The 25873-nt window shown below is 69.5% G+C and carries 23 protein-coding genes and 2 pseudogenes; 10 read left to right on the top strand and 15 right to left on the bottom strand.

The genetic code is table 11. From position 1 onward, the window contains the following. Positions 1 to 7: 7 nt before the first annotated feature. The 4 genes from PQS31_RS05860 to PQS31_RS05845 all read left to right on the top strand — a co-directional run bounded on the left by PQS31_RS05860 (position 8) and on the right by PQS31_RS05845 (position 4888). On the top strand, positions 8 to 547 hold the full coding sequence (locus PQS31_RS05860) for a type 1 glutamine amidotransferase domain-containing protein (protein WP_272761731.1): 540 nt from the start codon (positions 8 to 10) through the stop codon (positions 545 to 547). Between the two features lie 22 nt (positions 548 to 569). After that, positions 570 to 959, top strand: a complete 390-nt coding sequence (locus PQS31_RS05855) for an MAPEG family protein (protein WP_272761730.1) — start codon at positions 570 to 572, stop codon at positions 957 to 959. Between the two features lie 162 nt (positions 960 to 1121). Then, a complete protein-coding gene (locus PQS31_RS05850; RefSeq protein WP_272761729.1) occupies positions 1122 to 1361 on the top strand; it encodes a hypothetical protein in 240 nt (79 codons plus the stop codon). Between the two features lie 551 nt (positions 1362 to 1912). After that, entirely contained in the window at positions 1913 to 4888 is a 2976-nt protein-coding gene (locus PQS31_RS05845; protein ID WP_272761728.1) for a TonB-dependent receptor, read from the top strand. A gap of 99 nt (positions 4889 to 4987) precedes the next feature. On the opposite strand, the gene PQS31_RS05840 is transcribed toward PQS31_RS05845, so the two are convergent. Then, positions 4988 to 5224 carry a hypothetical protein gene (locus tag PQS31_RS05840; protein WP_272761727.1) on the bottom strand — a complete coding sequence of 79 codons (237 nt, stop codon included), beginning with the start codon at positions 5222 to 5224 and terminating at the stop codon, positions 4988 to 4990. A gap of 619 nt (positions 5225 to 5843) precedes the next feature. On the opposite strand from PQS31_RS05840, the gene PQS31_RS05835 reads away from it, so the two are divergent. Beyond that, positions 5844 to 6221, top strand: a complete 378-nt coding sequence (locus PQS31_RS05835) for a DUF1428 domain-containing protein (RefSeq protein WP_272761726.1) — start codon at positions 5844 to 5846, stop codon at positions 6219 to 6221. Positions 6222 to 6663: 442 nt separating this feature from the next. On the opposite strand, the gene PQS31_RS05830 is transcribed toward PQS31_RS05835, so the two are convergent. Together PQS31_RS05830 and PQS31_RS05825 are read right to left on the bottom strand one after the other, a co-directional pair. Beyond that, on the bottom strand, positions 6664 to 7479 hold the full coding sequence (locus PQS31_RS05830; protein ID WP_272761725.1) for a hypothetical protein: 816 nt from the start codon (positions 7477 to 7479) through the stop codon (positions 6664 to 6666). A gap of 91 nt (positions 7480 to 7570) precedes the next feature. Beyond that, positions 7571 to 8080 carry an MgtC/SapB family protein gene (locus PQS31_RS05825; RefSeq protein ID WP_272761724.1) on the bottom strand — a complete coding sequence of 170 codons (510 nt, stop codon included), beginning with the start codon at positions 8078 to 8080 and terminating at the stop codon, positions 7571 to 7573. A gap of 258 nt (positions 8081 to 8338) precedes the next feature. On the opposite strand from PQS31_RS05825, the gene PQS31_RS05820 reads away from it, so the two are divergent. After that, positions 8339 to 9451 carry an alkene reductase gene (locus PQS31_RS05820; RefSeq protein WP_272761723.1) on the top strand — a complete coding sequence of 371 codons (1113 nt, stop codon included), beginning with the start codon at positions 8339 to 8341 and terminating at the stop codon, positions 9449 to 9451. A 30-nt stretch (positions 9452 to 9481) separates the two neighbouring features. On the opposite strand, the gene PQS31_RS05815 is transcribed toward PQS31_RS05820, so the two are convergent. Together PQS31_RS05815 and PQS31_RS05810 are read right to left on the bottom strand one after the other, a co-directional pair. Beyond that, complete coding sequence (locus PQS31_RS05815; RefSeq protein WP_272761722.1) at positions 9482 to 9847, bottom strand: hypothetical protein; 366 nt, start codon at positions 9845 to 9847, stop codon at positions 9482 to 9484. Positions 9848 to 10013: 166 nt separating this feature from the next. After that, positions 10014 to 10376: a hypothetical protein gene (locus PQS31_RS05810; RefSeq protein ID WP_272761721.1), complete on the bottom strand. Its 363-nt coding sequence runs from the start codon at positions 10374 to 10376 to the stop codon at positions 10014 to 10016. Between the two features lie 289 nt (positions 10377 to 10665). Here PQS31_RS05810 and PQS31_RS05805 point away from each other — a divergent pair, with 289 nt between their 5' ends. From PQS31_RS05805 to PQS31_RS05795, 3 genes are all read left to right on the top strand, one after another. Beyond that, a complete protein-coding gene (locus tag PQS31_RS05805) occupies positions 10666 to 11778 on the top strand; it encodes a calcium/sodium antiporter (protein WP_272761720.1) in 1113 nt (370 codons plus the stop codon). 162 nt (positions 11779 to 11940) lie between these two features. Further along, entirely contained in the window at positions 11941 to 12330 is a 390-nt protein-coding gene (locus PQS31_RS05800) for a BlaI/MecI/CopY family transcriptional regulator (RefSeq protein WP_272761719.1), read from the top strand. Position 12331: 1 nt separating this feature from the next. Next, positions 12332 to 14161, top strand: a complete 1830-nt coding sequence (locus tag PQS31_RS05795) for a M56 family metallopeptidase (RefSeq protein ID WP_272761718.1) — start codon at positions 12332 to 12334, stop codon at positions 14159 to 14161. 58 nt (positions 14162 to 14219) lie between these two features. On the opposite strand, the pseudogene PQS31_RS05785 reads toward PQS31_RS05795, so the two are convergent. From PQS31_RS05785 to PQS31_RS05740, 10 genes and pseudogenes are all read right to left on the bottom strand, one after another. Next, positions 14220 to 15380, bottom strand: a pseudogene (locus PQS31_RS05785) (AAA family ATPase). 168 nt (positions 15381 to 15548) lie between these two features. After that, positions 15549 to 16586, bottom strand: a complete 1038-nt coding sequence (locus tag PQS31_RS05780) for an SMP-30/gluconolactonase/LRE family protein (RefSeq protein WP_272761715.1) — start codon at positions 16584 to 16586, stop codon at positions 15549 to 15551. An 82-nt stretch (positions 16587 to 16668) separates the two neighbouring features. After that, positions 16669 to 18030 carry an MFS transporter gene (locus PQS31_RS05775; RefSeq protein WP_272761714.1) on the bottom strand — a complete coding sequence of 454 codons (1362 nt, stop codon included), beginning with the start codon at positions 18028 to 18030 and terminating at the stop codon, positions 16669 to 16671. Positions 18031 to 18450: 420 nt separating this feature from the next. Then, positions 18451 to 18600, bottom strand: a complete 150-nt coding sequence (locus PQS31_RS05770; protein ID WP_272761713.1) for a hypothetical protein — start codon at positions 18598 to 18600, stop codon at positions 18451 to 18453. A gap of 203 nt (positions 18601 to 18803) precedes the next feature. Continuing rightward, positions 18804 to 19268, bottom strand: coding sequence for a peptide-methionine (R)-S-oxide reductase MsrB (msrB, locus tag PQS31_RS05765; protein ID WP_272761712.1), 465 nt, complete (start codon positions 19266 to 19268; stop codon positions 18804 to 18806). A gap of 212 nt (positions 19269 to 19480) precedes the next feature. Continuing rightward, on the bottom strand, positions 19481 to 20284 hold the full coding sequence (xth, locus tag PQS31_RS05760; protein ID WP_272761711.1) for an exodeoxyribonuclease III: 804 nt from the start codon (positions 20282 to 20284) through the stop codon (positions 19481 to 19483). 160 nt (positions 20285 to 20444) lie between these two features. Beyond that, a complete protein-coding gene (locus tag PQS31_RS05755) occupies positions 20445 to 20828 on the bottom strand; it encodes a copper resistance protein CopC (RefSeq protein ID WP_272761710.1) in 384 nt (127 codons plus the stop codon). A 49-nt stretch (positions 20829 to 20877) separates the two neighbouring features. Next, positions 20878 to 21633, bottom strand: a pseudogene (locus tag PQS31_RS05750) (copper resistance protein B); the annotation flags it as partial. A gap of 746 nt (positions 21634 to 22379) precedes the next feature. After that, positions 22380 to 24170 carry a copper resistance system multicopper oxidase gene (locus PQS31_RS05745; RefSeq protein WP_272761709.1) on the bottom strand — a complete coding sequence of 597 codons (1791 nt, stop codon included), beginning with the start codon at positions 24168 to 24170 and terminating at the stop codon, positions 22380 to 22382. Between the two features lie 116 nt (positions 24171 to 24286). Further along, on the bottom strand, positions 24287 to 24691 hold the full coding sequence (locus PQS31_RS05740) for a CopL family metal-binding regulatory protein (protein ID WP_272761708.1): 405 nt from the start codon (positions 24689 to 24691) through the stop codon (positions 24287 to 24289). A gap of 253 nt (positions 24692 to 24944) precedes the next feature. Between PQS31_RS05740 and PQS31_RS05735 the strand changes: the two genes are divergently transcribed. Continuing rightward, the gene (locus PQS31_RS05735) at positions 24945 to 25850 is read left to right on the top strand and encodes a prolyl oligopeptidase family serine peptidase (RefSeq protein WP_272761707.1); all 906 of its coding nucleotides are present in this window, start codon (positions 24945 to 24947) and stop codon (positions 25848 to 25850) included. Positions 25851 to 25873 lie beyond the last annotated feature (23 nt).

The following is a 25873-nucleotide window of genomic DNA, read 5'->3' as shown; positions in this document are numbered from 1 at the left end:
TGTCCCCATGACGACCCTCGACGGCAAGAAGATCGCCATCCTCGCCACCGACGGCTTCGAGCAGTCCGAACTCGAGCAGCCGCTCCAGGATCTGCGCAAGGCCGGCGCCCAGGTGGATGTCATCACGCCCGGCGACGCCACGTCGATCAAGGGCTGGGACAAGAAGGACTGGGGCCGCAGCGTCGATGTCGATGTCGCCCTGTCCAAGGCCGATCACAGTGCCTACGACGCCCTGGTGCTGCCGGGCGGACAGATGAATCCGGACGTGCTGCGCGCAGACGACGACGCCGTCGCCTTCGTGCGTGCGTTCGGCGATGCCGGCAAGCCGGTCGCGGCAATCTGCCACGGCCCCTGGCTGCTGGTCGAAAGCGGTCTGGCCAAGGGCCGCAAGGTGACGTCCTGGCCGTCGGTGAAGACCGATCTGGTCAATGCCGGCGCACAGTGGGAGGATGCGGAGGTCGTCGTCGACGGCAACCTCATCACCAGCCGCAAGCCCGACGACCTCCCGGCGTTCAACGCCGCCATCGTCAAGGCGGTTGCCGCCTGACATTCACCGGAAGGACCCGCCGATGACGATCGAACTGCAGATGCTCGCCTGGTCGATCGTCCTCGGCCTGATCCACATCGGTGTCGCCGGCGGTTTCGCCACCGCCCAGCGCGGATTGCGCTGGAATGCCGGCAACCGGGACGGCGATGCGCCGCCTCTGCGCGGCGCGGCGGTGCGCGCTGCCGCCGCCAGCCGCAATTTTCTCGAGACGTTCCCGTTCTTCGCGGCGGCCGTGCTCGCCGTCCTGGTCAGCGGTCGCGCCGATGCCGACACCGCGCTCGGAGCCCAGGTCTACCTCTGGGCGCGCGTGGTGTACCTGCCCGTCTATGTGATCGGAATTCCATATCTGCGCACCGCGGTATGGATCGTCTCGCTATGGGGCATGCTGCAGGTGCTGAAGGCGCTGTTCTGACCCCGATTCGCGCATGAATGCGATGCGCGATCCACTTCACTGAAGCCGGGATTCAGCGTCGATCGCGCTGCAGACGCTGTCATCGAAAGGACGCAACAGGTTCACGGAAAACAGACGAAACGCGCCCTAGCCTGCTCGCCTCAGATCAAGGCACCAACGCAGATGGCACGCTCCGATTCCGACCACACCCTGGTGCTCTCCCTCGGCCGCAACGGCCGCGCCTCCTACCCCGAGCGGCCCTGGGAAGAAATCGAACCCGTGCTGCGCCGCGTCTGGGAATTCGACGGCCGTCTCCGCGCGTGGCACGACGTCCGCGCTGATGTCCAGGCGGCCTGGCAATCCTGCGACCTGAGCAGCACGCTAGGCCGCCGCGGACGCAGCGGGTTCAGTCGGGCGGCTTGAGTCCTTCACATCGCCGCGTCAATGGGCTTCGAATACAAGTCAATCTCCGGATGTCCAGCGCCCCCGGGTCTCCCGTAAGCCGGCTGGCGAACGAGCCCTCTTCTAGGCATCCGCCCCAGGTGATCTCCCCTGCCGATCGGTTCGGTCGTCGGCGGCCTGTGGCGCGTGAGAAGGGGGATTTCGCGACGACGCGGTCAATCGCGCCTGGTCGGATGCCTTGCCTGGATCCTTAGGCAGACGAACTGCAGTAGTCAGGATCCGATCCGGCGCGATTGCTTGCCGGAATGACGAACCAACCCTGACTTCACGTCCGCTGGCCCACCACCCGCTGAACGCGAATTTGTCTGTCCAGGGCATCGAACGCGGTCCAACTTTGCGCTTTCGGGTCAATCGTTTGGCGCCGTTCCCGCAAATTTTTTCCTAATGGTTGTTTTATTTCTTTTTAACAACGGCTAGGATCGGGGAACCTGGTGTCAGTGACCCACTTGTCAAGTAGGGGAACCGGCACGCAGAGGGGGAACATCAGCACGCATTCATGTGGAGAGAGAGACATGGCTTTGAAGAACAACAAGCTTCGTGACGCGGTCGTCATCGCGATTGCGGTGGGTGGCGCAGCCAGCGGGGCCGCGTATGCCCAGGACGTTCCCGCATCGGGCAGCGGCCAGGGTGCAACGAACCTGGATCGCATCCAGGTCACCGGCTCGCGCATCCGTCAGGTCGACACCGAAACCGCGCAGCCTGTTCTGCTGATCGATCGCGCGGCGATCGAGCGACAGGGCTTCCAGTCCGTCGCCGACATCCTGCAGAACGTGTCTGCAGCTGGTGCACCGCCAATCAGCCGCGCCTCGCCGCTGTCCGCCGGTGAAGCCGCGGGCGGTACCTATATCAGCCTCCGCAACCTTGGTGCAGCCCGCACACTGGTGCTCGTCAACGGCCGCCGCATGCCGATCACCACCAGCGGCCTTGCCGACATTTCGGCGATTCCGGCTGTCGCGGTCGAGCGCATCGAAGTCCTGAAGGATGGCGCCTCCTCGATCTACGGTTCCGACGCGATCGGTGGCGTGGTCAACATCATCACCCGCACGAACTACGAAGGCGCCTCGGCGTCGGCCTATTACGGCCAGTACGGCGAAGGCGATGGCGCGATCACCAAGGGTGACTTCGTCATGGGCTTCGCAGGTGACCGAGGCTCGGTCACGATCGCAGCCGAATGGGGCAAGGAAGACGAAGTCAAGGCAAGCGCGCGTCCCTATAGTGCGTTCCCGCGTTCGAGCTTCCACCCCGACGACAACTGGACCGTCGCCGGCCAGGTCGGTGGCTTCGTCACCACCGCCGCCACTCCGGTGCCGGGCGTTCCCACGGGCACCCGTGTCGTTCTCCGCGAGGGAGGCGATCCGCGCAATATCAACGACTACCGTCCGCAGAACATCAACACCGGTTCCTGCACGACGGCGGGCTGTACGCCTGGTTCGCCGGCGGACAAGTCCAACACGAATCTGCAGACCGACCTGCGTACGCCGATCGAGCGCCGCGGCCTGTTCGTGGATACGTCGTACGACTTGACCGACACCATCCGTCTCAGGACCAACTTCCTCTATAGCTACCGTGATTCCAACCGCACGGTGGCCGGCTACCCGATGCAGGCGACCTCGTTCCCGGGCACCGGCATGGCCGCGAACAGTTATTTCAACCCGACCGGCGCGCCGATCAACAACTGGTGGCGTCGTACGTGGGAAGTGCCGCGCATCAGCCGCTCGGAGAACACCACCTACCGCTTCTCGACCGCGCTCGAAGGCGTCATCGAAGCCGGCGACCGTTTCTTCGACTGGGATGTCGCTTATCTGGCTTCGAAGAGCAACTCGCTGCAGTCGGCCTTCGGCAACCTCAATCTGCCGCGCGTTCGTGCCGCAGTCGGCCCGTCGTTCATGAACGCGCAGGGCCAGGTCGTCTGTGGTACGCCCGGCAATGTCATCGCCGGCTGCGTGCCGTGGAACCCCTACCTGCCGTTCGGCGTCGAAGGTCCGGGCGGCCTGACCAACAATGCCGCGCTGCAGACCTACCTGTTCCAGGAAGAGCACACCACCGGCGAGACCAAGACCGACATCGTCACCGCCAACCTGGCCGGCTCGATCTTCACCCTGCCTGCCGGTGAGCTCGGCTTCGCGATCGGTGCCGAAACCCGTCGCGAGACGGGCCGCTTCTCACCTGACGCGCTTGCACAAACGGGCGATTCGACCAATCTTGCCTCCGGCCCGACCGGTGGACGCTACCGTGTCAATGAGGTCTACGCCGAGCTCGAAATCCCGGTCCTGGCCGACCTGCCGTTCGCGCGCGAGCTCACCGTCAACGTCGCCAGCCGCTACTCGGACTACGACACCTTCGGTGACACCACCAACGACAAGCTGGGCATCAAGTGGCGTCCGATCGACTCGCTGCTGCTGCGCGGCACCGTGGCCGACGGCTTCCGGGCACCGACCATCGCGAATCTCTACGGCGGCGGCTCGCAGACATTCTCGTTCTTCACCGACCCTTGCGACACCAACTTCGGCAGCTCGGCCAGCAATGCCACGACCCGCGCGAACTGCGTGGCTGCGATCGGCCCGCTCGCCAATACCTACCGCCAGCTGGCCCAGGGTCTGAACCCGGCGGGTTCGCCGAATGCGCAGACACCTGTTGCGTTCACCCAGGGCTCGAATCCGCTGTTGCAGCCGGAGGTCTCGAAGTCGCAGACGATCGGTGCGGTCTGGAGCCCGGACTTCGTCCAGGGCCTCAACATCGCGCTGGACTGGTGGAAGATCCGTATCAGCGAAACGATCGTCGCGGACTCGCCGACCACCATCCTCAACGATTGCTACATCCAGGGCATCACCAGCCGTTGCTCGTCGCAGCTGTTCACGCGTGATCCAGCGCTCGGCTACGTCAACTTCATGCTGTTTGGCGACCGCAATGCCGGTTTCCGCAAGGCTGAAGGCTTCGACTTCGACGTCAGCTACCGCTGGAACACGGATTACGGCAACTTCGGCATCACGTCGAACAGCACGTACACCTCGAAGGACTACTTCGTCAGCACCAACGATCCGCGCGTTCCGCTGTCGGGCGTCGGCTTCACCAGCCAGTTCCGCATTCGTTCCAACACCGGCCTGAGCTGGGACATGGGCGATTTCGGCATGACCTGGGGTGCGCGTTACTACTCGTCGATGAAGGAAGGCTGCACCTACTCGATCACCGGCGCCCTCGAACCCAACCTCGAGTGCAATGAGATCCGTTACGCCCCCACGGGCGTGTTCCTGCCCGACGGCACGCCGGCCAGCGCGATTTCGCGTCGCAAGCGTACGGGCTCGGTGACGTTCAACGACGTGCAGTTCCGCTACAGCGCGCCGTGGGATGCCACGATCTCGATCGGCGCCAACAACGTGTTCGACAAGGTGGGCCCGGTGATGTACACCCAGCCGAGCGCCAACGTGTCGTACTACGGTGGCTTCGACATCGGTCGCTTCCTGTACATGCGCTACACCCAGCGTTTCTGATCGATTGCTTTAACGTTCCAACAAACACGGCCCCGAGAGGGGCCGTGTTTGTTTGTGCCGGGAGCTCCTCCGCTGGCGCGCAGGCGGAGATTGGCGACCTCAGGCCACCGGGCGTCGATACAGCGCGGCATTGATGCACGCGAACACGCTGACCACGAACCAGCCGAACGGAAACAGCGAGACGGTCAGCAGCCAGGTCACCGCGAACGCGATGCAGGCGGCGACGAACCACAGCAGCGCCGAAAGAACGCGCCCCTGCACCAGCTGTCCGAGACCGGGGACGAGGAAGCTGCAGATGGCGGCGATGACGTTGCCGGCGGAACCCTGTGCGCTCATGCGTGACCTCCTGAGGATGAATGCGCGAATGCTCCCGTATTGACGACCGCGATCGCGTGAAGGTGGCGCGTGCCGTGCAGCGCCGCCGGGCGAGGCGCCGATCGCGGAGTGTGCAAACGCGCGGCGTTGCGTGCCGGAACTCCGGACGACGTGACCGCAGCGGGTCCAGAGGCGGCCGCCGCGTGCCGTGACACGCACGTGGCGACGCGGATCCGCCGTCATGGCCTGGCCGCGCGGTGCACGCCGCGGCCGCCGTGCCTGTAACGCCGAGGTGCGTTTTCGTCTTCCGTCGTGACTGCCGTCAGACACGCCCTGTTCCCCGCTTGATGCGTCCGAGTCCCCTTCGCGCCCGTCTGGTGCCACAGGCGAGCGAGGTGCCTGCACCGGGCGCTATCACGTCGGCGGCTGAAATGACGGTCGGGACGCGCTCGCCGGCCTCCGGCTGTTCCTCACGTCCCGCGCCTGCCCGGTATTCGGCCAATACACCGCGCGCATGTCAACGTGACGCCGGCGAACGCCTGAGTGAATGCACGCCCCCCGGATGTCGATTTCGGCCTGCCTGCTCCGTCGTCTTGGGGAGCGCGCGGCAGATCGCCGTCGCCGATACCGGAGTCAGCCCATGTCCTACATCGACGGATTCGTTCTTGCCGTTCCGACCGCCAACCGCCAGGCCTTCATCGACCATGCCCATCTCGGCGATGCCTTCTTCATCGAGCTGGGCGCGTTGCGCGTACTCGAGTGCTGGGCCGATGACGTGCCCGACGGCACGCTGACCGACTTCCGCAAGGCCGTGCAGGCCAAGGACGACGAAACGGTGGTCTTTTCCTGGATCGAATGGCCCGACAAGGGCACGCGGGATGCGGCGTTCGCGAAGATGATGGACGGCAGCGATCCCCGCATGGACCCGGAGAAGAATCCGATGCCCTTCGACGGCAAGCGCATGATCTTCGGCGGGTTCACACCGGTCGTCGAGTTGACCGGCGCCGCGCGGCGATAAGCGCCGCGCCGCCGGCGTCGGCGGCGCGGCGTGGTCTCCAGGCCGCAGGCCGCGTCGGACGACCTCATCGACGACGGCCCTCTTGCGGGAACGTCGACCGGTAGCGCCTGACCGCCGGTCGCCGCCGGGTCACGCGCGTCGAAACGGGCACTGGCGCGCCCCTATCGCGCCGACCGGATCGACGAGGCGGCGACCCGCTTCAGTGGTGACGGTCTGCGTCCGGCGCGCGGATTGCGGGCAGGCTCCCAGGCCGAGCTCGGCCTGAAGCCCCGGGGACGCCGTCGCACCGCTGGCGCGCGGAGCTCGAAACGGCGTCGGCTTCTGCGGCGCGGCCTGTCGCGCGTTCCCCACGCGTCACGGCCGCGCGGGTCGCCACCACAATAAAGAAGGCGCACCCCAGGGGGTGCGCCTTCGTTTCCTGCGACGTCGGATCGGGCGGCGATCAGCGCACGCGGAAGCGCGAGTTGTCATCGCGACCGCTGTCGCTGTAGTTGCCCGAGCTGTAGTGATCGTGCGAGACGTAGGCGTCCTGCACCGCGGCCTTCGCGCGGTCCCACTCCAGCGGCGACGTGCCGCGGCGCGTGCCCCAGTCACGGGACAGCTCGCTCTCGAGCGACTCGTCCCAGGGGCGGTCCGGGTGGCGGCTGCGCGCGTAGGCACCGTAGCGATACGCGGGCTGATAGTGCGCGTACTCGTCGCCGTCGCCGCGGTAGTCCGCCTTCTCGAACGCGGAGGCGTGGTACTCGTCGCTGCGGCCGTAGAGATCGTAGGTGCGGTCGGTGCGATCCCATGCATCGCGCACCGCCGGTTTGGCATCGTCCCAGGCCAGGCGCGATTCGCCGCGGCTCGCCTCCCAGTCGCGCTTCAAGCTGTCTTCCGATTCATCCCAGCCGCGGGTGCGATCGGCCTCGCGCGCCTGCAGGCCGAAGCCGTAGGCCGGCGCATAGTCGCGGTCGTAATCGTGATCGCTCTTCACGTAGGGACGCTCGCGATGTGCGTCGCGCCAGTATTCGGTCTCGCCGGTGGGATCGATACGTTCGGCCACGCCCTTGCCCACGGCGGCACCGGCGACGACGCCGACCGCCGCGCCGATCAATGTGCCGACCGGGCCGAAGATCGTACCGGCCGCCGCGCCGGCCGCCGCACCGCCCGCGACGCCGCCCACACCGACGCCCACCGGGTGCGCGCCGGGAGTCTTGGTGATCGGGTCGCGATTGAGGTCGCGGCCGCCGTCGCGGATCTCGTCATGCTTGGTCATCGGAAACACTCCATCGGGGTTGTGGACGGCTAACGTGCGCGTGCGCGGATGAAGCCGCCGTCGGTGAATCCCGAACAGGCAGACAGAGCGTTCAGGTGTCGTGGCCCGAGACGTCGGTACCCGGCGGGTCGCCGGCGCGCGCGGGCCGGCGCAACTTCGGTATCGCGCCCACCACCAGCAACGCCACGAACGTGGTCACCAGCGCGACCATCTCCTGCCCCATACCCGCCGCCATGCCGATCGCCGCGGTCATCCAGACGCCGGCGGCAGTGGTGAGCCCCTCGATGCGCTCGTCCTTCCCCAGCTTGAGGATGGCGCCGGCACCGAGAAATCCGATGCCCGATACGATGCCCTGCATCACGCGGGTGACGTCGGCGCCGTCGATCTCCGCCAGCAGCGGTGCGAGCACGAACAATGCCGAGCCGATCGATACCAGGATGTGGGTCTTCAGCCCGGCCGCGCGTCCCTTGAATTCGCGCTCCCAGCCGACCATGCCGCCGAGCACGGCCGCGACCAGCACGCGGACGACGATCGTCGTCACCGTATCGACATCGGGCAGCGCGAGCTCCCTGGCCAGGGCATCCCCGATCTGTGCCAGCACGCTCATGTCCTGGATGCCCGGGTCGACGGTCGAAGAAGGCGTGGCAGTGGCCGGACAGACATCGCGCTCGGGTTCGGTGGGACCGGCAGCACGCTAGTGAATCACCGGTCGCCTGCCGGTGAACGCGCGGCCACGTCGGCGGCGTGGCCGTCGACATCCGTGCACGCAACATTGCATCCCGCACGCCGGCGTCGTGCCGTCTCTTGAAACCACGCGGCGCGCCAACAGGTCTGCAGGCCCCATGAAGGAGCCGCGTGCATGCCCACCCTGTTCGATCCCCTGACCGCCGGCGCGATCCCGCTGGCCAACCGCGTCGTGATGGCGCCGCTCACGCGCAACCGGTCGCCGCAGGCGATTCCCCAGCCGCGCACCGCGCTGTACTACGCGCAGCGCGCGTCCGCAGGGCTGATCGTCACCGAGGCGACCGCGATCAGTCACCAGGGTCAGGGGTATGCCGACGTGCCCGGGCTGTACGCGCCGGACCAGCTCGACGGCTGGCGCCGCGTCACGGACGCGGTGCACGCCGAAGGTGGCCGCATCGTGGTGCAGCTGTGGCATGTGGGACGCATCTCGCACACCTCGCTTCAACCCGGCGGCCAGGCGCCGGTCGCGCCGTCGGCGATCCGCGCGGCGAGCAAGACCTTCATCCACGACGCCGCCGGCCGGGGCGAGTTCGTCGACACGTCCATGCCGCGCGCGCTCGAGCTGGACGAACTGCCGGGCATCGTCGCCGACTACCGCCGCGCTGCGCGCGCCGCGATCGACGCCGGCTTCGACGGGGTCGAGGTGCACGCAGCGAACGGTTACCTGATCGACCAGTTCCTGCGCGCCGGCAGCAACCGGCGCACCGATGCCTATGGCGGTTCGGTGGAAAACCGGGCCCGGTTTCTGGAGGACGTGATGCGCGCGGTGGTGGACGAGATCGGCGGCGACCGCACCGGGATCCGGCTGTCGCCGGTCACACCCGCGAACGACGCCCACGACGATGCGCCGCAGCCGTTGTTCACCCACGTGGTCGAGCGCCTGGCACCGCTCGGACTCGCCTTCGTACACGTCATCGAAGGCGCCACCGGCGCCGATCGCAGCTACAGCCAGGGTGATGCGCCGTTCGACTACGCGGCCTTGAAGGCGGCCTATACGGCCGCCGGCGGCCGCGGCGTCTGGATCGTCAACAACGACTACGACAAAAAGGACGCGGAGGCGGCGATCGCGTCCGGGCATGCCGACGCCGTCGCGTTCGGACGCCCCTTCATCGCCAACCCCGATCTCGTGCGCCGCCTGCGCGAGGAAGCGCCGTTGAACGCGCCGGATCCGTCCACCTTCTACGGCGGTGGTGACCACGGCTACACCGACTACCCCACGCTGGACTGACCTGCACGACGGCGCGCTCGCCGCGCGCCGTTACTCCGGCCGCGACGACGGTTCGGTGCGGAAGGTCTCGCCGGTCGCGGGGTCGACCGCGCGGCCCGGGACGACCTCACGCGCGCCCGGAATGACGCGCCCCTGTGCATCCCGCACCGCGTCGGGCGCCGTCGGCGTCGGCGTCGGCGCGGCCAGCGGCTGCACGCTGCGCGCGGGCCCGGCAGACGGCACCGGCGCAGGCTGGCGGGCGCGTTGCGCCGGCGTCGCGGGGACGGCCGTCGGCGCGGGTGTGCTCGCCGGTGCCGCTGCCGGACTGGGTGCGGGCTGGGGGCGCTGCAACTGCTGGGCAGCGGCGGGAAGCGATATCACCGCGAGGGCGGCGGCGAGAACACGCATGCGGGACATGACGGCTCCAGGCGAACGGCAGGGCCTTCGACCCTAGGCCCGCGCCGATGCATGGGCGATGAAATGCGGCGTCCGCCCCCCGACGAGACGAGGCGCGGGCGCACGCCGCGCCGGGTAGGCGCCGCGCCCCGCGTGTCCGGGCGCCGGTCGACGTGGTCGCCGGGGATCAGTCGACGCAGATCGTCGACGCGACGCCGTCGCGTACACGCTGCTGGCAGCCGAAGGGATTGGTGTCCACGCTGCACGCACCTCCCACCTGGGCGCCGTCCACCGTGCCCTCGGGCGCGATGCAGTGCCCCTCGCACTGCTGGCTGTCGCTGCAGGCCTTGCCGGCGTCGGTGGTCTGGCGCAGACACTGCTTGACCGGTGCGCGGCCCAGCTGGGTCCACTCGCCACCGACGCGCATGCAATCGGCTTCATGGGTCACGGTGGCCGTGTCCGGCCCGGCCTGGGTGGCAGGACGCTCGGCCGGCGCTGCGCAGGCGACCAGGACAGCGGCGAACAGCAACGGGAGCGTGTGCTTCAGCATGGGAATATCCGGGCATCGGGGAGGCGCGAGTCTAGCGGCGCCGGTGTGAAACGGTCGCCGTGCCTGCCGGATCCGGCGTGGGCACGCGCATGCACACACCGCCATCGGCGACACCAACGCGCTGGCGCTGTCCGCGCGCGCTCCGGCGCGGTGTCGCCCGCCCTGCACACGCCGCACCCGGGCACCGGACGGGTTCACGCCTGGCCTGACGCCGCCTGCACACCGTCGCGCGGCCGCGCGCATACCATGCACCGGCTCGCCGCCCCCACCTGCTCGCCCGGGACCTTCCATGCTCAATGTGCTGTTGTTCGTTGCCGGTCTCGCTGCCCTGGTCGGCGGCGCCGAACTGCTGGTGCGCGGCGCCTCGCGCCTGGCCTTGTCGTTCGGCATCTCGCCGCTGGTCGTCGGCCTGACGATCGTCGCCTTCGGCACCAGTGCCCCCGAGATGGCGATCTCCGCCGGCGCCGTGCTCGGCGGTCAGACCGATCTCGCGGTCGGCAACGTCGTCGGCAGCAACATCTTCAACGTGCTGTTCGTGCTGGGCCTCAGCGCGCTGATCGCGCCGCTCGTGGTGCACCGGCAGGTCATCCGCCAGGAAGTGCCGATCCTCATCGGTGCCTCGCTGCTGCTCGCCGTGCTCAGCCTCGACGGACGGCTGACGATGTTCGACGGCGCGCTGCTGCTGGGTCTGGTGATCGCCTACACCGTGTTCCTGGTGGTGCAGTCGCGGCGAGAAGCCCGCGCGGCGGCCGCGGAGACGGGCGCGTCCCCGGCCAACGAGTACGACGCCGAATTCCAGCCTCCGCGCGCCGGTGCCTGGGATTCACGATTGCCGGTGCAACTGGTGCTGATCGTCGTCGGCCTCGGCCTGCTGGTACTCGGTTCGGACTGGCTGGTCACCGCGGCCGTCGCATTCGCCACCGCGCTCGGCGTCAGCGATGTGGTGATCGGCCTGACCATCGTCGCCGCGGGCACGTCGATGCCGGAAGTCGCGACGTCGGTCGCCGCCGCGATCAAGGGCGAGCGGGACATCGCCGTAGGCAATGCGATCGGCAGCAGCACCTTCAACATTCTCGGCTGCCTGGGCCTGTCGGGCCTGCTGGCCGGCAGCGCCGGGCTGGTGGTGCCGGGGCCGGTGCTCGCGTTCGATCTGTGGGTGATGGTGGCCGTGGCGCTGGCCTGCCTGCCGATCTTCCTGTCGGGCCGCGAGATCGCACGCTGGGAAGGCGGCGTGTTCTTCGGCTACTACCTCGCCTACGTCGCCTATCTGATCCTGGCCGCGCAGTCGCATGCCGCCCTGCCCGCGTTCTCCAGCGTGATGATGGGCTTCGTGGTACCGCTGACCGTGATCACGCTGGTGGTGGTGCTGATCCGGCGTCCCGGCAGCGCGGCTGCGCGCTGACGCCCTGCCGGCCGCGCCTCGGCGCTGGCTGTGCACTGCTCTGGCCTTCGCGCAGGCCGGAGGAGAGGTCGCAGGCGTGACGTCACCCTGCCATCCGGCCTATTGACTACACCTGTCGTCACGCGCAGGATTGCCGACACGTGTAGTCAAACGGGTGATGCCATGCCGAAGAAGACGATCGGGGACCAGGAACTGGCCCTGCTGCAGTATCTCGATGAGGTCGGCCCGGCCACCGTCGGCGAAGTCGCCGCCGGGTTCGGCGAGGCCCGGGGGTTGGCCCGTTCCACGGTGCTGACGATGATGGAGCGGCTGCGCGCGAAGGCCTATCTGCGCCGCAGCCAGTCCGGCGGCGGCGCCTATCGCTATGCGCCGACGACGGGCCAGGACGAGGTGGTGCGCAGCGCGGTCGGCAGCTTCGTCGAGAAGACCCTGCAGGGCTCGGTGTCACCGTTCGTGGCGTGGATGTCGGAGCGCAAGGAGGTCAGTGACGACGAGCTCGCCGAGCTCGAGGCGCTGGTCGCCAGCCTGCAGTCCAGGCGCAAGGGAGGCTGACATGGACATCTCCGCACTCACGGATGTGATGCTGCCGCGGCTGCTCGCGGCCAGCGTGCAGGGCAGCCTGCTCGTGGCCCTGGTCTGGGCGTTGTGCCGCGCCCTGCCCCGGCTGCCAGCCGATGCCCGCTGCTGGCTGTGGTGGCTGGTGGCGCTGCAGCTGGTCCTCGGCCTGGTGTGGTCGTCGCCGGTGGCGTTGCCGTTGCTGCCTGCCGTCGAACAGATGATCGGCGTACCCGCGGATGCGGTAACCGCCCCGATTCCGGAGTCAGCGCTGTCCGTGGCCCCGGCCGCCCTCGGTGCCGCGCCGGGCGGGACGGCCGCGGCGTCCGCAGGGGCGTGGATGTTCGCGCTGGGCGTGGTCTGGCTGCTCGGACTCGCGGCGATGATCACCCGCAGCCTGCGCGGCCTGCAGCGCTCGCGTCGCCTCGTCGCCGAAGCGGCGCCCTGCCGGGACCGCAGCCTGCTCCAGGCGCTCGCCCTCGCCGCCGAGGCATACGGGCTGCGCGCCGTGCCCGCGGTTCGCGTCTCGGACGCGATCGTCTCGCCGCAGTTGATCGGCCCCTGGCGTCCGGTGCTGCTGTTGCCGGAGGGCTATGCGCAGGCCCTGCGCGCCGACGAACTCGACATGGCGCTCACCCACGAGCTGGTGCATCTGCAGCGCCGCGACCTGTGGCTGGGTCTGCTGCCCGCGCTGGCCCAGCACCTGTTCTGGTTCCACCCGCTGGCGCATCTCGCCACGCGCGAGTACGGCCTCGCCCGCGAGGGTGCCTGCGACGCCGCGGTGCTCGCCGGCCAGGCGCACGGCGCGCGCGAATACGCCCAGCTGCTGCTGCGGCTCGGCATCGCGCCGCGTCCGGATGCCGGGCTGGCCAGTGCCTCGCCCGATTACACCTTTCTCAAGCGGAGACTGACCATGCTGCAGACCACCCGCCCGTCGTCGCGTGCGCTCGCGGTGTCGACCGTCCTGCTGGTCGCCGCGGTCGGCGTCCTGCCCTACCGCGTGACCAACGCCGCGCCGATGCCGCTTCCGCCGCCCCCGCCGGCCGCACCGTCCGCGACCGCGCCACCGGCACCGGAGACGCCGCCTGCGCCGCCGATGCCGGTCAGCCCGACCACCCCGCCTGCACCCGCCACGCCGGCCGCGCCGGCAGCACCGCCTGCCCCGCCTGCCCCGCCGGCGCCGGACGACAGCGACGCGCGCGGCCACGTGCACACGATCCGCACGCAGGTCCGGGATCGCGCCACCGGCCCGATCCGCGGCACCTTCACCCTCAGCCGCACCCCGGGTGCCGAGTCCTACGTGTTGCTCGACAGCGCGCACAGCGTCGCGATGAGTTCGACCGAGGAACTGCGCGAGGCGCGCGCCGCGCAGCAGGGCGAAGGCCCGATGCTCTGGCTGCGCCGCGGCGACGACCGCTACATCGTGCGCGATGCCGAGACCGTCGCCCGCTTCCGGGCGGCCTTCGACGACGTGCGTAGCCTCGGCGAACGACAGGGGGCCCTCGGCGAGCGCCAGGGCACGCTGGGCGCCGAACAGGGCACGCTCGGGGCACGTCAGGGCGAGATCGGCGGGCGCATCGCCGAACTGGCGCTGGAAGCGACCCGCAGCGGCGACGCCGCGTCGCAGCGCCGCGCCCTGGACGCACTGCAGGCCGAAGCTCGCACCCTGGGCGTGCAGATGAGTCGCCTGGCCAGCCAGCAGGGCGTGCTCGCCGGAGAGCAGGGCGAGCTCGCGCGGCAGCAGGCGGACGCGCAGGCGCGGGCTGCCCGTCAGGCCCGGGCGATCGTCGACGAGGTCATCGCCAGCGGACGCGCCCAGCGGCTCTGAGCGCGCATCGATCCATCACACCCCGACGGCCCGGCAACGGGCCGTCGGCACGTCTGTCTCAGCGATCGGGCCAGTGCCAGGCAGGTGCATCGAGCATCCCCTGTCCGTCGATCACGGTCTGGCTGTCGCGTTTGACCAGCTGGACCGGGTGGCAGTCGGGGGGCCTGCTCCAGCGCGGCGATCAACCGCGACGCGTGCGAGACCACCCGGACCTGCGTGCGCTTCGCCGCAGCGGTGATCAGCCGCGCCAGGGCCGGCAGCAGATCCGGATGCAGACTGGTCTCGGGCTCGTTGAGCACCCTCAGCGGCGGCGGGCGCGATGTGTGCAGCGCCGCGATCCACAGCAGATGGCGCAGCATGCCGTCCGAGAGTTCGGCCGCCGACAGCGGGCGCAGCAGGCCGTGCTGGCGGAACTGCAACGAAAAGCGCCCGCCTTCGACCAGCACGTCGACACGCGCGTCGGGAACGCATCGGCCACCGCGGCGTCCAGCGCCTCGGCATCGCCGGTCTCGCGGATCGTCGCCCAGGCCGCGGCGAGGTCACGGCCGTCGTGACTCGGCACCGGCGTGCGCGTGCCCAGCTGCGGCAGACGCGCCGGCGCATCGGCATCGGCGCGGACGTGATCGTAGAAGTGCCAGCCGCGGATCGTCTCGCGCAGTTGCCGCACCTCGGGGGCGCTGCGTGGATCGGCGATCTGCGCGAACAGGCGTTCGAAGGGATTCAGATGCTCGCCCGCCACGCGCCAGTCGCGGCCGTCGCGCACGCGCACCCGCGCGCCGCGGCGATCGACCAGCGTGTTGCCCTGACGCAGGAACGGTCCGCTCCAGATCACCTCGCGCTTGATCTCGGGATCACGGGCGAACAGCGACTGCGTCGGCACCGGCACGCCGAGATCGATCGCGTACCCGAACTCCTCGCCGGCGACACCGGGCTTCAGCGAAACGGGCTGCTGCCGCGGCCCGCCTTCGATCGGCACCTCGCCGCGGCGCATGCGTGCGCTGAGTGTTTCCGGTCCCGCCCACAGCGTCGACTGCAGGCCGCCCTCGCGCGCCAGTGCCGGCACCACGCCGCCCTGCGCCGTCTCGGCCAGCAGACGCAGCGCGCGATAGAGGTTGGACTTGCCACTGCCGTTGGCACCGGTGACGAGGTTCAAGCGCCCCATCGACACCACCAGCGTGTGCAGCGAACGGTCATGGGCGATGGCGAGCGTGGTGAGCATCGACGTGGGCGGCCGAGGTGAGACGCGCTTCGTACGAAGGCAGGTCTGGACAGGTCCGCTCCTGGCCGTCATTCCCGCGAACGCGGAAATCCAGCATGTTGGACCTTCAACGGCTTGAAGTGGCTGGAGCCCGCATTCGCGGGGATGACGGCAGGTAGCCCACCCACCCTAACGCGGCGTGGCCGGCCCCGTGATCTGCAGACGCACGCGCGCCAGGATGCCGTTCGACGTCATGTACAGCGTGCGTCCGTCGTCGCCGAACGCCACGTTCGCGATGGGACCCCCGGTCTCGATCCGCCCCAGCCGGGTGCCGTCGGGCGCGAAGACCAGCACGCCACCCGGTCCGGTCGCGAACACGGTGCCGTCGGCCGCGACCGCCATGCCGTCGGGCAGGCCCGGGGCCGCGTCGCCGACCAGATCGCCGGCGTCGGCGAACACGCGGCGCGCCGTCACTGCGCCGTCGGTGTCGAGGGTGTAGGCCATCCAGATCGCCCGCTCGGGATCGGAATTGGCGACGTAGAGCGTGCGCTCGTCCGGCGACAGGGCGATGCCGTTCGGTCGGGTGAGCCCGTCGTCGAGCAGATGCACGCGGCCGTCGGCATCCAGCCGGTAGACCCCGTTGAAGGCGAGCTCCTTGACCGGTGAATCGTCGAGATCCTTGAGTCCGTACGGCGGATCGGTGAAGAAGATCGTGCCGTCGCCGCGGCGTACGAGATCGTTGGGACTGTTGAAGCGACGCCCCTCGAACGCACGCGCCAGGGTCGTCTTGCGTTTCGTCGCCAGCTCCAGCCGTTCCACGCTGCGGTTGCCGGAATCGGCCATCAGCACCGCGCCGGCCGACTCGGCGAACAGACCATTGGCACCCGCTTCGCGCAGGGCGCCGGTGTCGCGCCCCGCGTACCCCGAGGGCTCGAGGAACACCGAGAGTCCCGCCGATTCGGACCAGCGATGGATGCGGTTCTCGGGCACGTCGGTGAACAGCAGATACCCGCCGTCGGCCACCCACACCGGGCCTTCGGCCCAGGTGAAGCCCTCGGCGAGCCGCTCGATGCGTGCATCGGACGCGACCACCGCGTCGAGCGCCGGGACGTACCGCGTCACGCCGCCCACCTGCGGATAGACGGGCGTCGGCCCCGACGACGAGGCGCAACCTCCGAGCGCGGCCATCAACGGAATCGCGAGCAGCGACGTGGCAAGACGGGGCATGTGGACCTCCTGGTCATCGAGCGATGTCGCCCACCCTACCGCGCGGACCCGCGCCGTGCACCGATGCCGGCGCGGCCGACGGTCAATGCGCGGCGACGCGGGCCCGCATCGCGGCCTCGTCGTCGAGCCAGTTGGCGTCCTTGTTCCGGAGAAAGAACACGTACACCACCAGCGAGACGGCGATGATCGCGGTGGCGTACACGGCGAAGCTGACCACCCGGTCCGACTTCAGCGCCGCCTGGTACAGCAGCGGCGCCGTGCCGCCGAACGCCGAGTTGGCGAGCGCGTAGCCCAGGCCCACGCCCAGCGCACGGATGTGCGTGGGGAACAGTTCGGCCTTCACCACGGCGTTGATCGACGTGTAACCGGTGAGGATGACGAAGCCGATGCCGAGGATCACGAACGCCGACAGCGCACTGGTCTGCTGCGGCAGCGCCGTCACCAGAAACCCGGTGTAGAGCACGCCGCCGACGCCGAAGAACACCAGCAGGCTCTTGCGCCCGATGCTGTCCGACAGCCAGCCGCCCAGCGGCTGGAGCAGCATGAGGAACGTCAGCAGGCCGAGATTGATCAGCGTGCCCACGAGTACGTCGTCGCCGGCGAATGCGGTCTGGATCATCTTCGGCCCGTTGACCGAATACGTGTAGAACGCGACCGTGCCGCCCGCCGTGATCAGGAAGCACAGCAGCAATGGCCGCCACTGGTTCACGAACAGCTCGCGGATCGAGCCCGAGGCCCGGGCGCCGCCGATCCTGGCAGCTGCGATCGAATCCGATTCCAGGGATTCGTCCATCGTGCGGCGCAGCCAGAACACCACGATCGCCGCCACGCCGCCGATGGCGAAGGCCACGCGCCAGCCCCATTCGGAGATCTGGGCCACGTCGAGCACCAGCAGCATCGCCAGCAACGTCGCCTGCGCCAGCACGTGGCCGCCGACGAGGGTGACGTAGTGGAACGACGACAGGAAGCCGCGCCGCCCCGGGATCGCCGCCTCGGACATGTAGGTCGCGCTGGCGCCGTACTCGCCGCCGGTCGCGAAGCCCTGGACCAGACGCGCCACGAGCAGCAGCACCGCGGCCCAGATGCCGATCTGCCCGGCGGTCGGGCTGATCGCGATGAGGAACGAGCAGCCCGCCATCACCGACACCGACACCGTCAGCGCCAGGCGCCGGCCGTAGCGGTCGGCGAAGCGGCCGAAGTACCAGGCGCCGATCGGGCGCATCAGGAACGTCGCGGCGAAGATCGCCCAGACGTACAGCGTGGAATTGCGGTCATCGGGCGAGAAGAACTGCGACTCGAAGTACATCGCGAACACCGAGTACACGTAGACGTCGTACCACTCGACCAGGTTGCCGGCCGAGCCCTTCAGCGTGTTCGACACAGAGCGGCGAAGACTGGCGGGACGGGACGCAAGGGGCGCGGCGGCGACACTGGACGTAGGCATGCGGGGGCCTGTATGAAACGAAGGCGGCGAGTATAGGGGCCGGCTCCGTGATGGACGGCGCGTCGAGTCTGTCCGCATCGGAGGCGACGTCCGCGGCCGACCGGCAGATGCCGCCCGCCTGTGTGGTGTCCCTCGTGATAGTTCATGAGGCGACCGGTCGTGGCCGCATTCACCGGCCTGGGCGATGTGCCGCGCAGTGCCGGCACCGGGCCTGGATCATCTGGAGTCTGGCCATCAGCGCGGTCGGCCTGGATGCTACCTGGCGCCCGGGCCATCGCCATCACCAGCAACTGCTGCACAGGGGCGCCGAGGGGCCCGTCAACTGCAGCGACGGCGCGGACGGCATCCGTCGCAGCCAGCGCGTACTTGCGGAAATCGCGGAGTTCGAAGCGCGCTGGCAGCCGCGACGCGCTGCGCCAATCAATCAAGCTTCAAACGGATCGGTCCGATGCGTCGGGCGAACATGTTGTAGAGCCAAGCGATCAGCGCGCCGAGAAGGCCGCCGCCAAGCGCGCTCAATATCGGGTAACCGACGAACACGTAGACCGGCGGCATCGAATCGAATGACAAGGTCACTGGTCCGGCCAGTGTCACTCGGGTGACGGGCCCAGTGGCGAGAAGCACGCCAGCTGCAGTCAAGGCGCTGGCAGAGGCGCCAAGCACGAACTAGAGCGCCGCCAGCAGTCTGGCGACGCTCGCGACCGACAGGGACGTCAGCCGCGTGTCTGCAGCGGCATTCCGCATCGGAGATCCGTCCTTGGAGAACCCGATCATCAGGCGGTGCCCGCCTCTGCGCCCCCGCGCTGCAGCGGGTCCGGCAGATCGGAGCCCGCATCGACGAACGACAGCGACACCGAATTGAGGCAATGCCGTTCGTAGGTCGGCGCCGGGCCGTCGGGGAAGACGTGGCCCAGATGGCTGCCGCAGCGCGCGCAGACTTCCTCCACGCGGATCATGCCGTGGCTGGTGTCGCGCACCCGGCCGATGTGCGCCTCGTCGTAAGGCGCGAAGAAACTCGGCCAGCCGGTGCCGGAATCGAACTTCGCGCTCGAGCGGAACAGCGGGAGCCCGCACAGCCGGCAGCAATAGGTGCCCTCGCGCTTGTTGTCGAGGAACACACCGCAGAACGGCGCTTCCGTGCCGTGCTGCAGCAGCACGCGACGCTCGTCGGCGGACAGGCCCGCTTCCAGCGTGGCGCGCTGGTCCGGAGTGGGCGGCGTGAGATCGAAACGGGACATGGGCATCCTGGCGGCGGCGCCGCGGCAAGCGTGGATCTCCACAGATGGCGGCGAGCCTGCCGCCTCTCAAGCCGCGCGCGCGTGAATCCGCGATGCGTCCGGCGCCGCGGCCCGGCCCCTCGCCCACGCCGTCAATGCGCGCACCGTGCCGCCGCGGGCATGCGCTCGCGCGCGAACGCGCGCTCTGCCCCGCGCACTCCGTCACCGCCCGGCTATGCCCCCACCGGCCGCGCCACTTCGATCCACGTCGGCGCATGGTCACTGGCCTTGTCCTCCAGCCGCACCCAGCGGTCCACACCGGCCGCCTTGACCGTCTTCGCCAGCACCGGATTGGCCAGCAGATGATCGATGCGCAGCCCGCGATCACGCGCCGCGTGCTGGCGGAAGTAGTCCCAGAACGTGTAGACCGTGTCCTCGCCGAACACGTCGCGCAGCGTGTCGGTCCACCCCTGCGCCAGCAGGGTCTCGAACGCGGCGCGCACCTGCGGCTGGATCAGCGCGTCCTTGCGCCAGGCCTTGGCGTCGTAGACGTCGGCATCGGTGGGGATCACGTTGAAGTCGCCCATCAGCAGCGCCGGATGCGGCAGATCCACCAGCGTCTTCGCATGCCGCTGCAGGCGCGCCATCCACGCCAGCTTGTAATCGAACTTCGGCCCCGGCTGCGGGTTGCCGTTGGGCAGATACAGCGCTCCGACGACGACGCCGTGCACAGCCGCTTCGATGTAGCGCGCCTGGTCGTCCTTCGCATCGCCCGGCAGCCCGCGTCGGCTTTCCATCGGTACCGCGCCGCGGCCGAGCAGCGCCACGCCGTTCCACGCGCGCTGGCCCTGCCAGATCGCGCCGTAGCCCGCCGCCTCCAGCGCCTCCACCGGAAACGCGTCGTCGGTGGCCTTGAGTTCCTGCAGGGCGACGACGTCCGGCTTCGATTCCGCCAGCCACGCCAGCAGGTGCGGCAGCCGTGGGGCGATGCCGTTGACGTTGAAGGTGGCGAGCTTGAGGGTCTTGCGGCGGGCCATGGCGCAGTCCGGGTGCGAAAACGCAACGCTAGTCCGTCGCCCGAGGTGCGCGGATGAAGCCGGCCAGGGCGACCCGCCCGGGGCCTGAACACGTCGGGGTGCTCGCCGACGCCTGCGCGCGCGGCGCAGACGTCGCACCCGGCCGCCCGGCCGCGCCGCCTCAGTGGACCATGAAGCGGTAACGGCCGGCCATCGGATGATCGTCGCCACCGACGACGCGCCAGTCCACCTGGTAATCGCCTTGCGGCAGCGCCTTCGCAGGCACGGCGCGAAGCGTCCTGTTGCCGTTGCTGTGCGTGAGCCTGACGTCGTCGACCGGCGTCAGGGTCTGGTCGCGATTCACCCGGCTCAGCGTGATGCTCGATGCGCCGGGCACGAGAGCGCCGTCGAACGTGAGTTCGAGCTGGTCGACCGACGAGACGTGGCTGTCCGCTGCAGGCGTCGAGGCCACCAGGGCGACATGGGCGAGCGCGCCGCCCGCGACGAACAGACCCGCGGCAAGCACCAGGCTCTGCAGCGGAAGACGGAAGCTGGACTTGGGCATGGAAGAACGTCCTCTGAGTTGGAATGGAATGACGGAAATCGATCTCATATCAGAACCACAGGCGCACGCCGGCCACCACACGCGTGTCGCGCGCGTGTCCACCCGCCGCACGCGCGTAGTCGGCGGTGGTACCGAATTGCCGTTCGTGCACGACGCCGACATAGGGTGCGAAGCGACGGCTGATTTCGTAACGCAGGCGCAGACCGCTCTCGATCTTGCCGAGTCCGGAGCCGATGCCGGCATCGGGTTCGTTCTCGAGCGCAGCCACGACCTCGACCTGCGGCTGCAGGATCAGGCGGTTGGTGAGGCGGACGTCGTACTCGGCCTCCGCCTTCAGTTGCACCTGCCCGCCGCTGCCGACGTAGGCGGTGGCCGAGATCTCGAGAAAATGCGGTGCCAGGCCCTGCACGCCGAAGGCGGCCCAGCGCCGCGCATGCGGCTGCATGTCCTGGCGCAGCCCGACGACGACATCCCACCAGGGCAGAACGCTGCGGCCGTACAGCAGTTCGATGTCCGCCGACCCGGTGCGTCCACCGTCGCGCTCGCCTTCACTGCGCAGCCAGAGCCGGTCGAGATCGGTGCCGAGCCACGCCACGACGTCCCAGGCCTGTCCGCTGCCGTGCGCTGCATCCCAGGCTTCCAGGCGGTCGAACAGCACCATGGAATGGACCGGCGACGCATGCTCCATCGAATGATGGTGGAGCACCGGAAAGGCCGCGGCACGATCGGCATCGGTCGGCACCGGGATCGGTGTCCGCGGCGCGCGCGGCGCAGGCATCCGGCAATGCCCCATCGCCGCGTGCTCCGGCGTGCAGCCGGCAGGCGCCGCATGCGCGCCGTGGTCGTGCGATCCGGCGGCTGCCTGCGGCAATGTGCAGTGCCCCATCGCCGCATGTTCCGGCGTGCAGCCGGCAGGCGCTGCCTGCGCGTGGTGATCGTGCGATCCGGCAGCTGTCTCCGGCAGCGTGCAGTGCCCCATCGCTGCATGCTCCGGCGTGCAAGCGTCAGGCGTCGCAGGCGCACCGTGGTCGTGCGCTCCGGCCGGTGTCTGCGGCAACGTGCAATGCCCCAACGCCGCATGTTCCGGCGTGCAGCCGGCAGGCGCTGCAGGCGTGCCATGGTCGTGCGATCCGCCCGGTGGCTGCGGCAACGTGCAGTGCCCCATCGCTGCATGCTCCGGCGTGCAAGCGGCAGGCGTCGCAGGCGCGCCGTGGTCGTGCGATCCGGCGGCTGCCTGCGGCAATGTGCAGTGCCCCATCGCCGCGTGTTCCGGCGTGCAAGCGGCAGGCGCCGCATGCGCGCCGTGGTCGTGCGATCCGGCGGCTGTCTGCGGCAATGTGCAGTGCCCCATCGCCGCATGTTCCGGCGTGCAAGCGGCAGGCGTCGCAGGCGTGCCATGGTCGTGCGATCCGGCCGGTGTCTGCGGCAACGTGCAGTGCCCCATCGCTGCATGTTCCGGCGTGCAGGACGCCGCCGCGGTGTGCGACTGGGCGATCGCCACCGGAGCGGCGGCGAACGCGGCAGTGATCGAGAGCGCGAGGACGGCGGTCTTCATGCCTCGACCCTCACTTCCCGCATCATCCCCGCTTCCATGTGATAGAGCAGATGGCAGTGGAAGGCCCAGCGGCCCAGCGCATCGGCGCGCACGCGGAAGCTGCGCCTGCTGCCCGGGGGCATGTCCACGGTGTGCTTGCGCACCATGACGTTGCCGTGCGCATCCTCCACGTCGCTCCACATGCCGTGCAGGTGGATCGGATGGCTCATCATGGTGTCGTTGACCAGCACGATACGCATGCGCTCGCCGTAGTTGAGCCGCAGCGGCTCGGCGCCCGCGAAGGGGATGCCGTCGAACGACCAGGCGAACTTCTCCATGTGCCCGGTGAGGTGCAGCTCGACGTCGCGGCCGGGATCGCGGCCGTCCTCGTCCTCGGCCACGCTGCGCAGGTCCCCGTAGGTCAGCACGCGGCGGCCGTTGTCGCGCAGGCCGATGCCGGGATCATCCAGGCGGTGGGTGGGTGTCATCGTCTGCATATCGACCAGCGGGTTGCGCGATTCGCTGGCCGGATGCCGCAGCATGCCGCCGCCGTGTGCGGCGTGCGCCCCATGCGCGGCATGGCTGCCGTGATCTCCATGGCCGGCATGTGCATCGTGGCCGGCAGGCATCGAATGCGCGGCGTGCGCGCCGTGGCCCCCGTGCCCCATGTCGTCCATGGTCAGCAGCGGGCGCGGATCGTTGGCCGGCACCGGTGCTTCGAGGCCGGCGCGCACGGCCAGCGTGCCGCGGGCATGGCCGGTGCGGCCCATGTCCTGCGCGTAAATGGTGTAGGCGTCCTGTCCGGACGGCTCGACGATGACGTCGAAGGTCTCGGCCACCGCGATGCGGAACTCGTCCACGCTCACCGGATGCACCGGCAGGCCGTCGGCCGCGACCACGGTCATCTTCAGCCCGGGGATGCGCACGTCGAAGTAGCTCATCGCCGAGCCGTTGATGAAGCGCAGCAGCACCTTTTCGCCGCTGCGGAACAGGCCGGTCCAGTTGCCCGCAGGCGTGGTGCCGTTCATCAGGTAGGTGTAGGTGTGGGCGTTGACGTCCGAGAGGTCGGTGGGCGTCATCCGCATCCGGCCCCAGGCCTTGCGGTCGGCCACCGTGGCGCGCCAGCCGTCGCGGCGCACGTCGCGGACGAAGTCGCCGACCGTGGGTTTGTAGTAGTTGTCGTACTCGGCGTACTGCTTGAGCCGGCGGAACAGGCGACCGGGATCCAGGTCGGTCCAGTCCGACAGCAGCACCACGTGCTCGCGGTCCCAGCTGTAGGGCAAGGGCTCGATCGGATCGACGATCAGCGCGCCGTACAGCCCCGCCTGCTCCTGGAACAGCGAGTGGCTGTGGTACCAGTACGTCCCCGACTGGTTCAGCGTGAAGCGGTACTGGTAGGTCTCACCCGGGTGGATGCCGTTGAAGCTCAGCCCGGGCACGCCGTCCATGTTCGCGGGCAGGATGATGCCGTGCCAGTGCAGCGAGGTCATCGCATCGGGCAAGCGGTTGGCCACGCGCAGGGTCACGGTATCGCCCTGCCGCCAGCGCAGGATCGGCGCGGGCAGACTGCCGTTGACCGTCATCGCGGGCCGCACGCGGCCGGTGAAGTTGACCGGCGAGGTGCCGATGGCCAGATCGAACTCGGTGCCGCGCAGCACCTGCGGCCCCAGACGCGCGTCGTCGGCCGCGATCGCGGGCAGGCGCAGGCCCGCCGTCCCGAGGGCCAGCCCGCCGAGGGCCAACCCCTGGACGAAACGGCGGCGCGACTGCAGCGCGCCGCGCGCCCGCTCGAAGGATTCGTGATTCATGTGCACTCCTGACGCTGCGCCGGGCGCAGCGATCCTGATGACGTTCGGGACACCGCGGACCTGGACGTCCGGCGGCAGGTCCCGGCAACGCTGCGCATACGCGCAGCAGCACGGCGTCAGGTGGAGATCGGGGGACGCAACAGGAGATGAGGCCGCGTGGTGGCCGGCGCCACAGGCCCGGCCACCGGCACCTCGGACGCGGACGGCATCACCGCCACGCCATCGGTCGCCGCCACCAGCGCCTGGAAATGCTGCATGCACAGCTCGAGGCAGAGGGTCCGGCAGTCCTCGTCCTGGTCATCGGCTCCCTGCGGAGGTGGCCCGGCGACGGGTTCGACCGGCAACGCACGCCCGGCATGGGGGCAATGCGCATCCGCGGCCGGCGACGCGTCCACCGGCGCCTTCGTTGCCGCGACAGCCTGGAGATCCATGCCCGCCACGTGGGCGGACGCCACTGCCGACGCCATGCCGTTCAACAGCAGCGTCACACAGAGCAGCACATGGAAGAGCGCGTGTTTCACACGAGGCGGCAGCGGAGGCGGCGCGAATGGGCACGGAATAGTAGCCCAATGCACGCGCGAGCCGCTCCCTGCGCGCCGCCGCATTCATCTGCGACGCCGGCACTTGCGGACAGACGCGCATGCGGAACGGACGCCGACGATGAGGCGCAGCCCGGATCGTCGGCGCCCGCTGCCCGCACCCGCGCCGCGTCACCCCAGGCGCGCTCGCAACGACGCCTGGCGCCGTCAGCCTCGTTGCCGACTACCATGCGTGATGCCCCAGGACCTCGCTTCGACACTCCGCACGCGGCTCGGCCTCGCAGCGCCTGCGGCCGTCGCGTTCGAACGCGGCGACGTGACCGCGTTCGACGGCTACACGCGGCAGCGCATCGCCTACCGCGGCCTCGAAGGCGACCCCATCCCGGCCTTCCTGTTCGCACCCGCGGCGCGGCCCGCCCGCGGCGGCGTCGTGGTCTTCCATCAGCACAACGGCGAGTTCCACTTCGGCAAGAGCGAAATCGCCGGCCTCGTGGGCAGCCCGTTCCAGGCCTTCGGTCCGGCGCTCGCGCGTCGCGGCCTTGCCGTGCTCGCGCCCGATGCGCTGACGTTCGAGGACCGCCGCGGCCAAGTGCACGGCGTGGAGCCGCACGATTACGACTGGCTGCAGCACTACAGCGCCATGAGCTACCGCCTGCTCGACGGCGACACCCTGATGCGCAAAGGCCTCGACGACGCCCAACGCGCGTTGAGCGTGCTGATCGACGCGGCCGGACTCGACACGCGGCGGGTGGGCATCGCCGGTCACTCCTACGGCGGCTACACCGCGCTCTACCACGCCGCGGTCGACCCGCGCTGCCGCTTCGTCTGCATCAGCGGCGCGGTCTGCAGCTTCGACACCCGCCGCCGCGAAGAGACCGGCATCACCCTGTTCGAGGCCGTGCCCGGCCTCGCGCAGATGATCGACACGCACGACGTGCTGGCCGCGATCGGTCCACGCCCGACGCTGGTCGTATCCGGAACCGCAGACAAGTACTCGCGGGATGCGGATCAGGTCGTGGCGAAGGTCGCCGGGGATTTCATCGCCGAGCTGCGTGTCGAGCGTGGGCACGCGCTCGATCAGCCGCGGTTCGATGCGATCGTCGCGTGGCTGGTGGAACGCGTGGGCGACCCGCCCCACTGACCGCCCACGGCGGACGGACGAGC

The organism is Luteimonas sp. BLCC-B24, assembly GCF_028550595.1.
Classification (GTDB): domain Bacteria; phylum Pseudomonadota; class Gammaproteobacteria; order Xanthomonadales; family Xanthomonadaceae; genus Luteimonas.
Note: the sequence above shows the minus strand (reverse complement) of the source record. Positions and strands in the feature narration are given on the sequence as shown.

Excerpts from the sequence above, each read along its gene's own strand:
- xth (WP_272761711.1), bottom strand. The coding sequence starts at position 20,284 with ATGGCCCGCCGCAAGACCCTCAAGCTCGCCACCTTCAACGTCAACGGC.
- msrB (WP_272761712.1), bottom strand. The coding sequence starts at position 19,268 with ATGTCCCGTTTCGATCTCACGCCGCCCACTCCGGACCAGCGCGCCACG.
- PQS31_RS05815 (WP_272761722.1), bottom strand. The coding sequence starts at position 9,847 with ATGTCCCGCATGCGTGTTCTCGCCGCCGCCCTCGCGGTGATATCGCTT.
- PQS31_RS05810 (WP_272761721.1), bottom strand. The coding sequence starts at position 10,376 with ATGCTGAAGCACACGCTCCCGTTGCTGTTCGCCGCTGTCCTGGTCGCC.
- PQS31_RS05840 (WP_272761727.1), bottom strand. The coding sequence starts at position 5,224 with ATGAGCGCACAGGGTTCCGCCGGCAACGTCATCGCCGCCATCTGCAGC.
- PQS31_RS05855 (WP_272761730.1), top strand. The coding sequence starts at position 570 with ATGACGATCGAACTGCAGATGCTCGCCTGGTCGATCGTCCTCGGCCTG.
- PQS31_RS05775 (WP_272761714.1), bottom strand. The coding sequence starts at position 18,030 with ATGCCTACGTCCAGTGTCGCCGCCGCGCCCCTTGCGTCCCGTCCCGCC.
- PQS31_RS05830 (WP_272761725.1), bottom strand. The coding sequence starts at position 7,479 with ATGACCAAGCATGACGAGATCCGCGACGGCGGCCGCGACCTCAATCGC.
- PQS31_RS05845 (WP_272761728.1), top strand. The coding sequence starts at position 1,913 with ATGGCTTTGAAGAACAACAAGCTTCGTGACGCGGTCGTCATCGCGATT.
- PQS31_RS05820 (WP_272761723.1), top strand. The coding sequence starts at position 8,339 with ATGCCCACCCTGTTCGATCCCCTGACCGCCGGCGCGATCCCGCTGGCC.
- PQS31_RS05800 (WP_272761719.1), top strand. The coding sequence starts at position 11,941 with ATGCCGAAGAAGACGATCGGGGACCAGGAACTGGCCCTGCTGCAGTAT.
- PQS31_RS05835 (WP_272761726.1), top strand. The coding sequence starts at position 5,844 with ATGTCCTACATCGACGGATTCGTTCTTGCCGTTCCGACCGCCAACCGC.
- PQS31_RS05805 (WP_272761720.1), top strand. The coding sequence starts at position 10,666 with ATGCTCAATGTGCTGTTGTTCGTTGCCGGTCTCGCTGCCCTGGTCGGC.
- PQS31_RS05735 (WP_272761707.1), top strand. The coding sequence starts at position 24,945 with ATGCCCCAGGACCTCGCTTCGACACTCCGCACGCGGCTCGGCCTCGCA.
- PQS31_RS05860 (WP_272761731.1), top strand. The coding sequence starts at position 8 with ATGACGACCCTCGACGGCAAGAAGATCGCCATCCTCGCCACCGACGGC.
- PQS31_RS05745 (WP_272761709.1), bottom strand. The coding sequence starts at position 24,170 with ATGAATCACGAATCCTTCGAGCGGGCGCGCGGCGCGCTGCAGTCGCGC.
- PQS31_RS05780 (WP_272761715.1), bottom strand. The coding sequence starts at position 16,586 with ATGCCCCGTCTTGCCACGTCGCTGCTCGCGATTCCGTTGATGGCCGCG.
- PQS31_RS05850 (WP_272761729.1), top strand. The coding sequence starts at position 1,122 with ATGGCACGCTCCGATTCCGACCACACCCTGGTGCTCTCCCTCGGCCGC.
- PQS31_RS05795 (WP_272761718.1), top strand. The coding sequence starts at position 12,332 with ATGGACATCTCCGCACTCACGGATGTGATGCTGCCGCGGCTGCTCGCG.
- PQS31_RS05755 (WP_272761710.1), bottom strand. The coding sequence starts at position 20,828 with ATGCCCAAGTCCAGCTTCCGTCTTCCGCTGCAGAGCCTGGTGCTTGCC.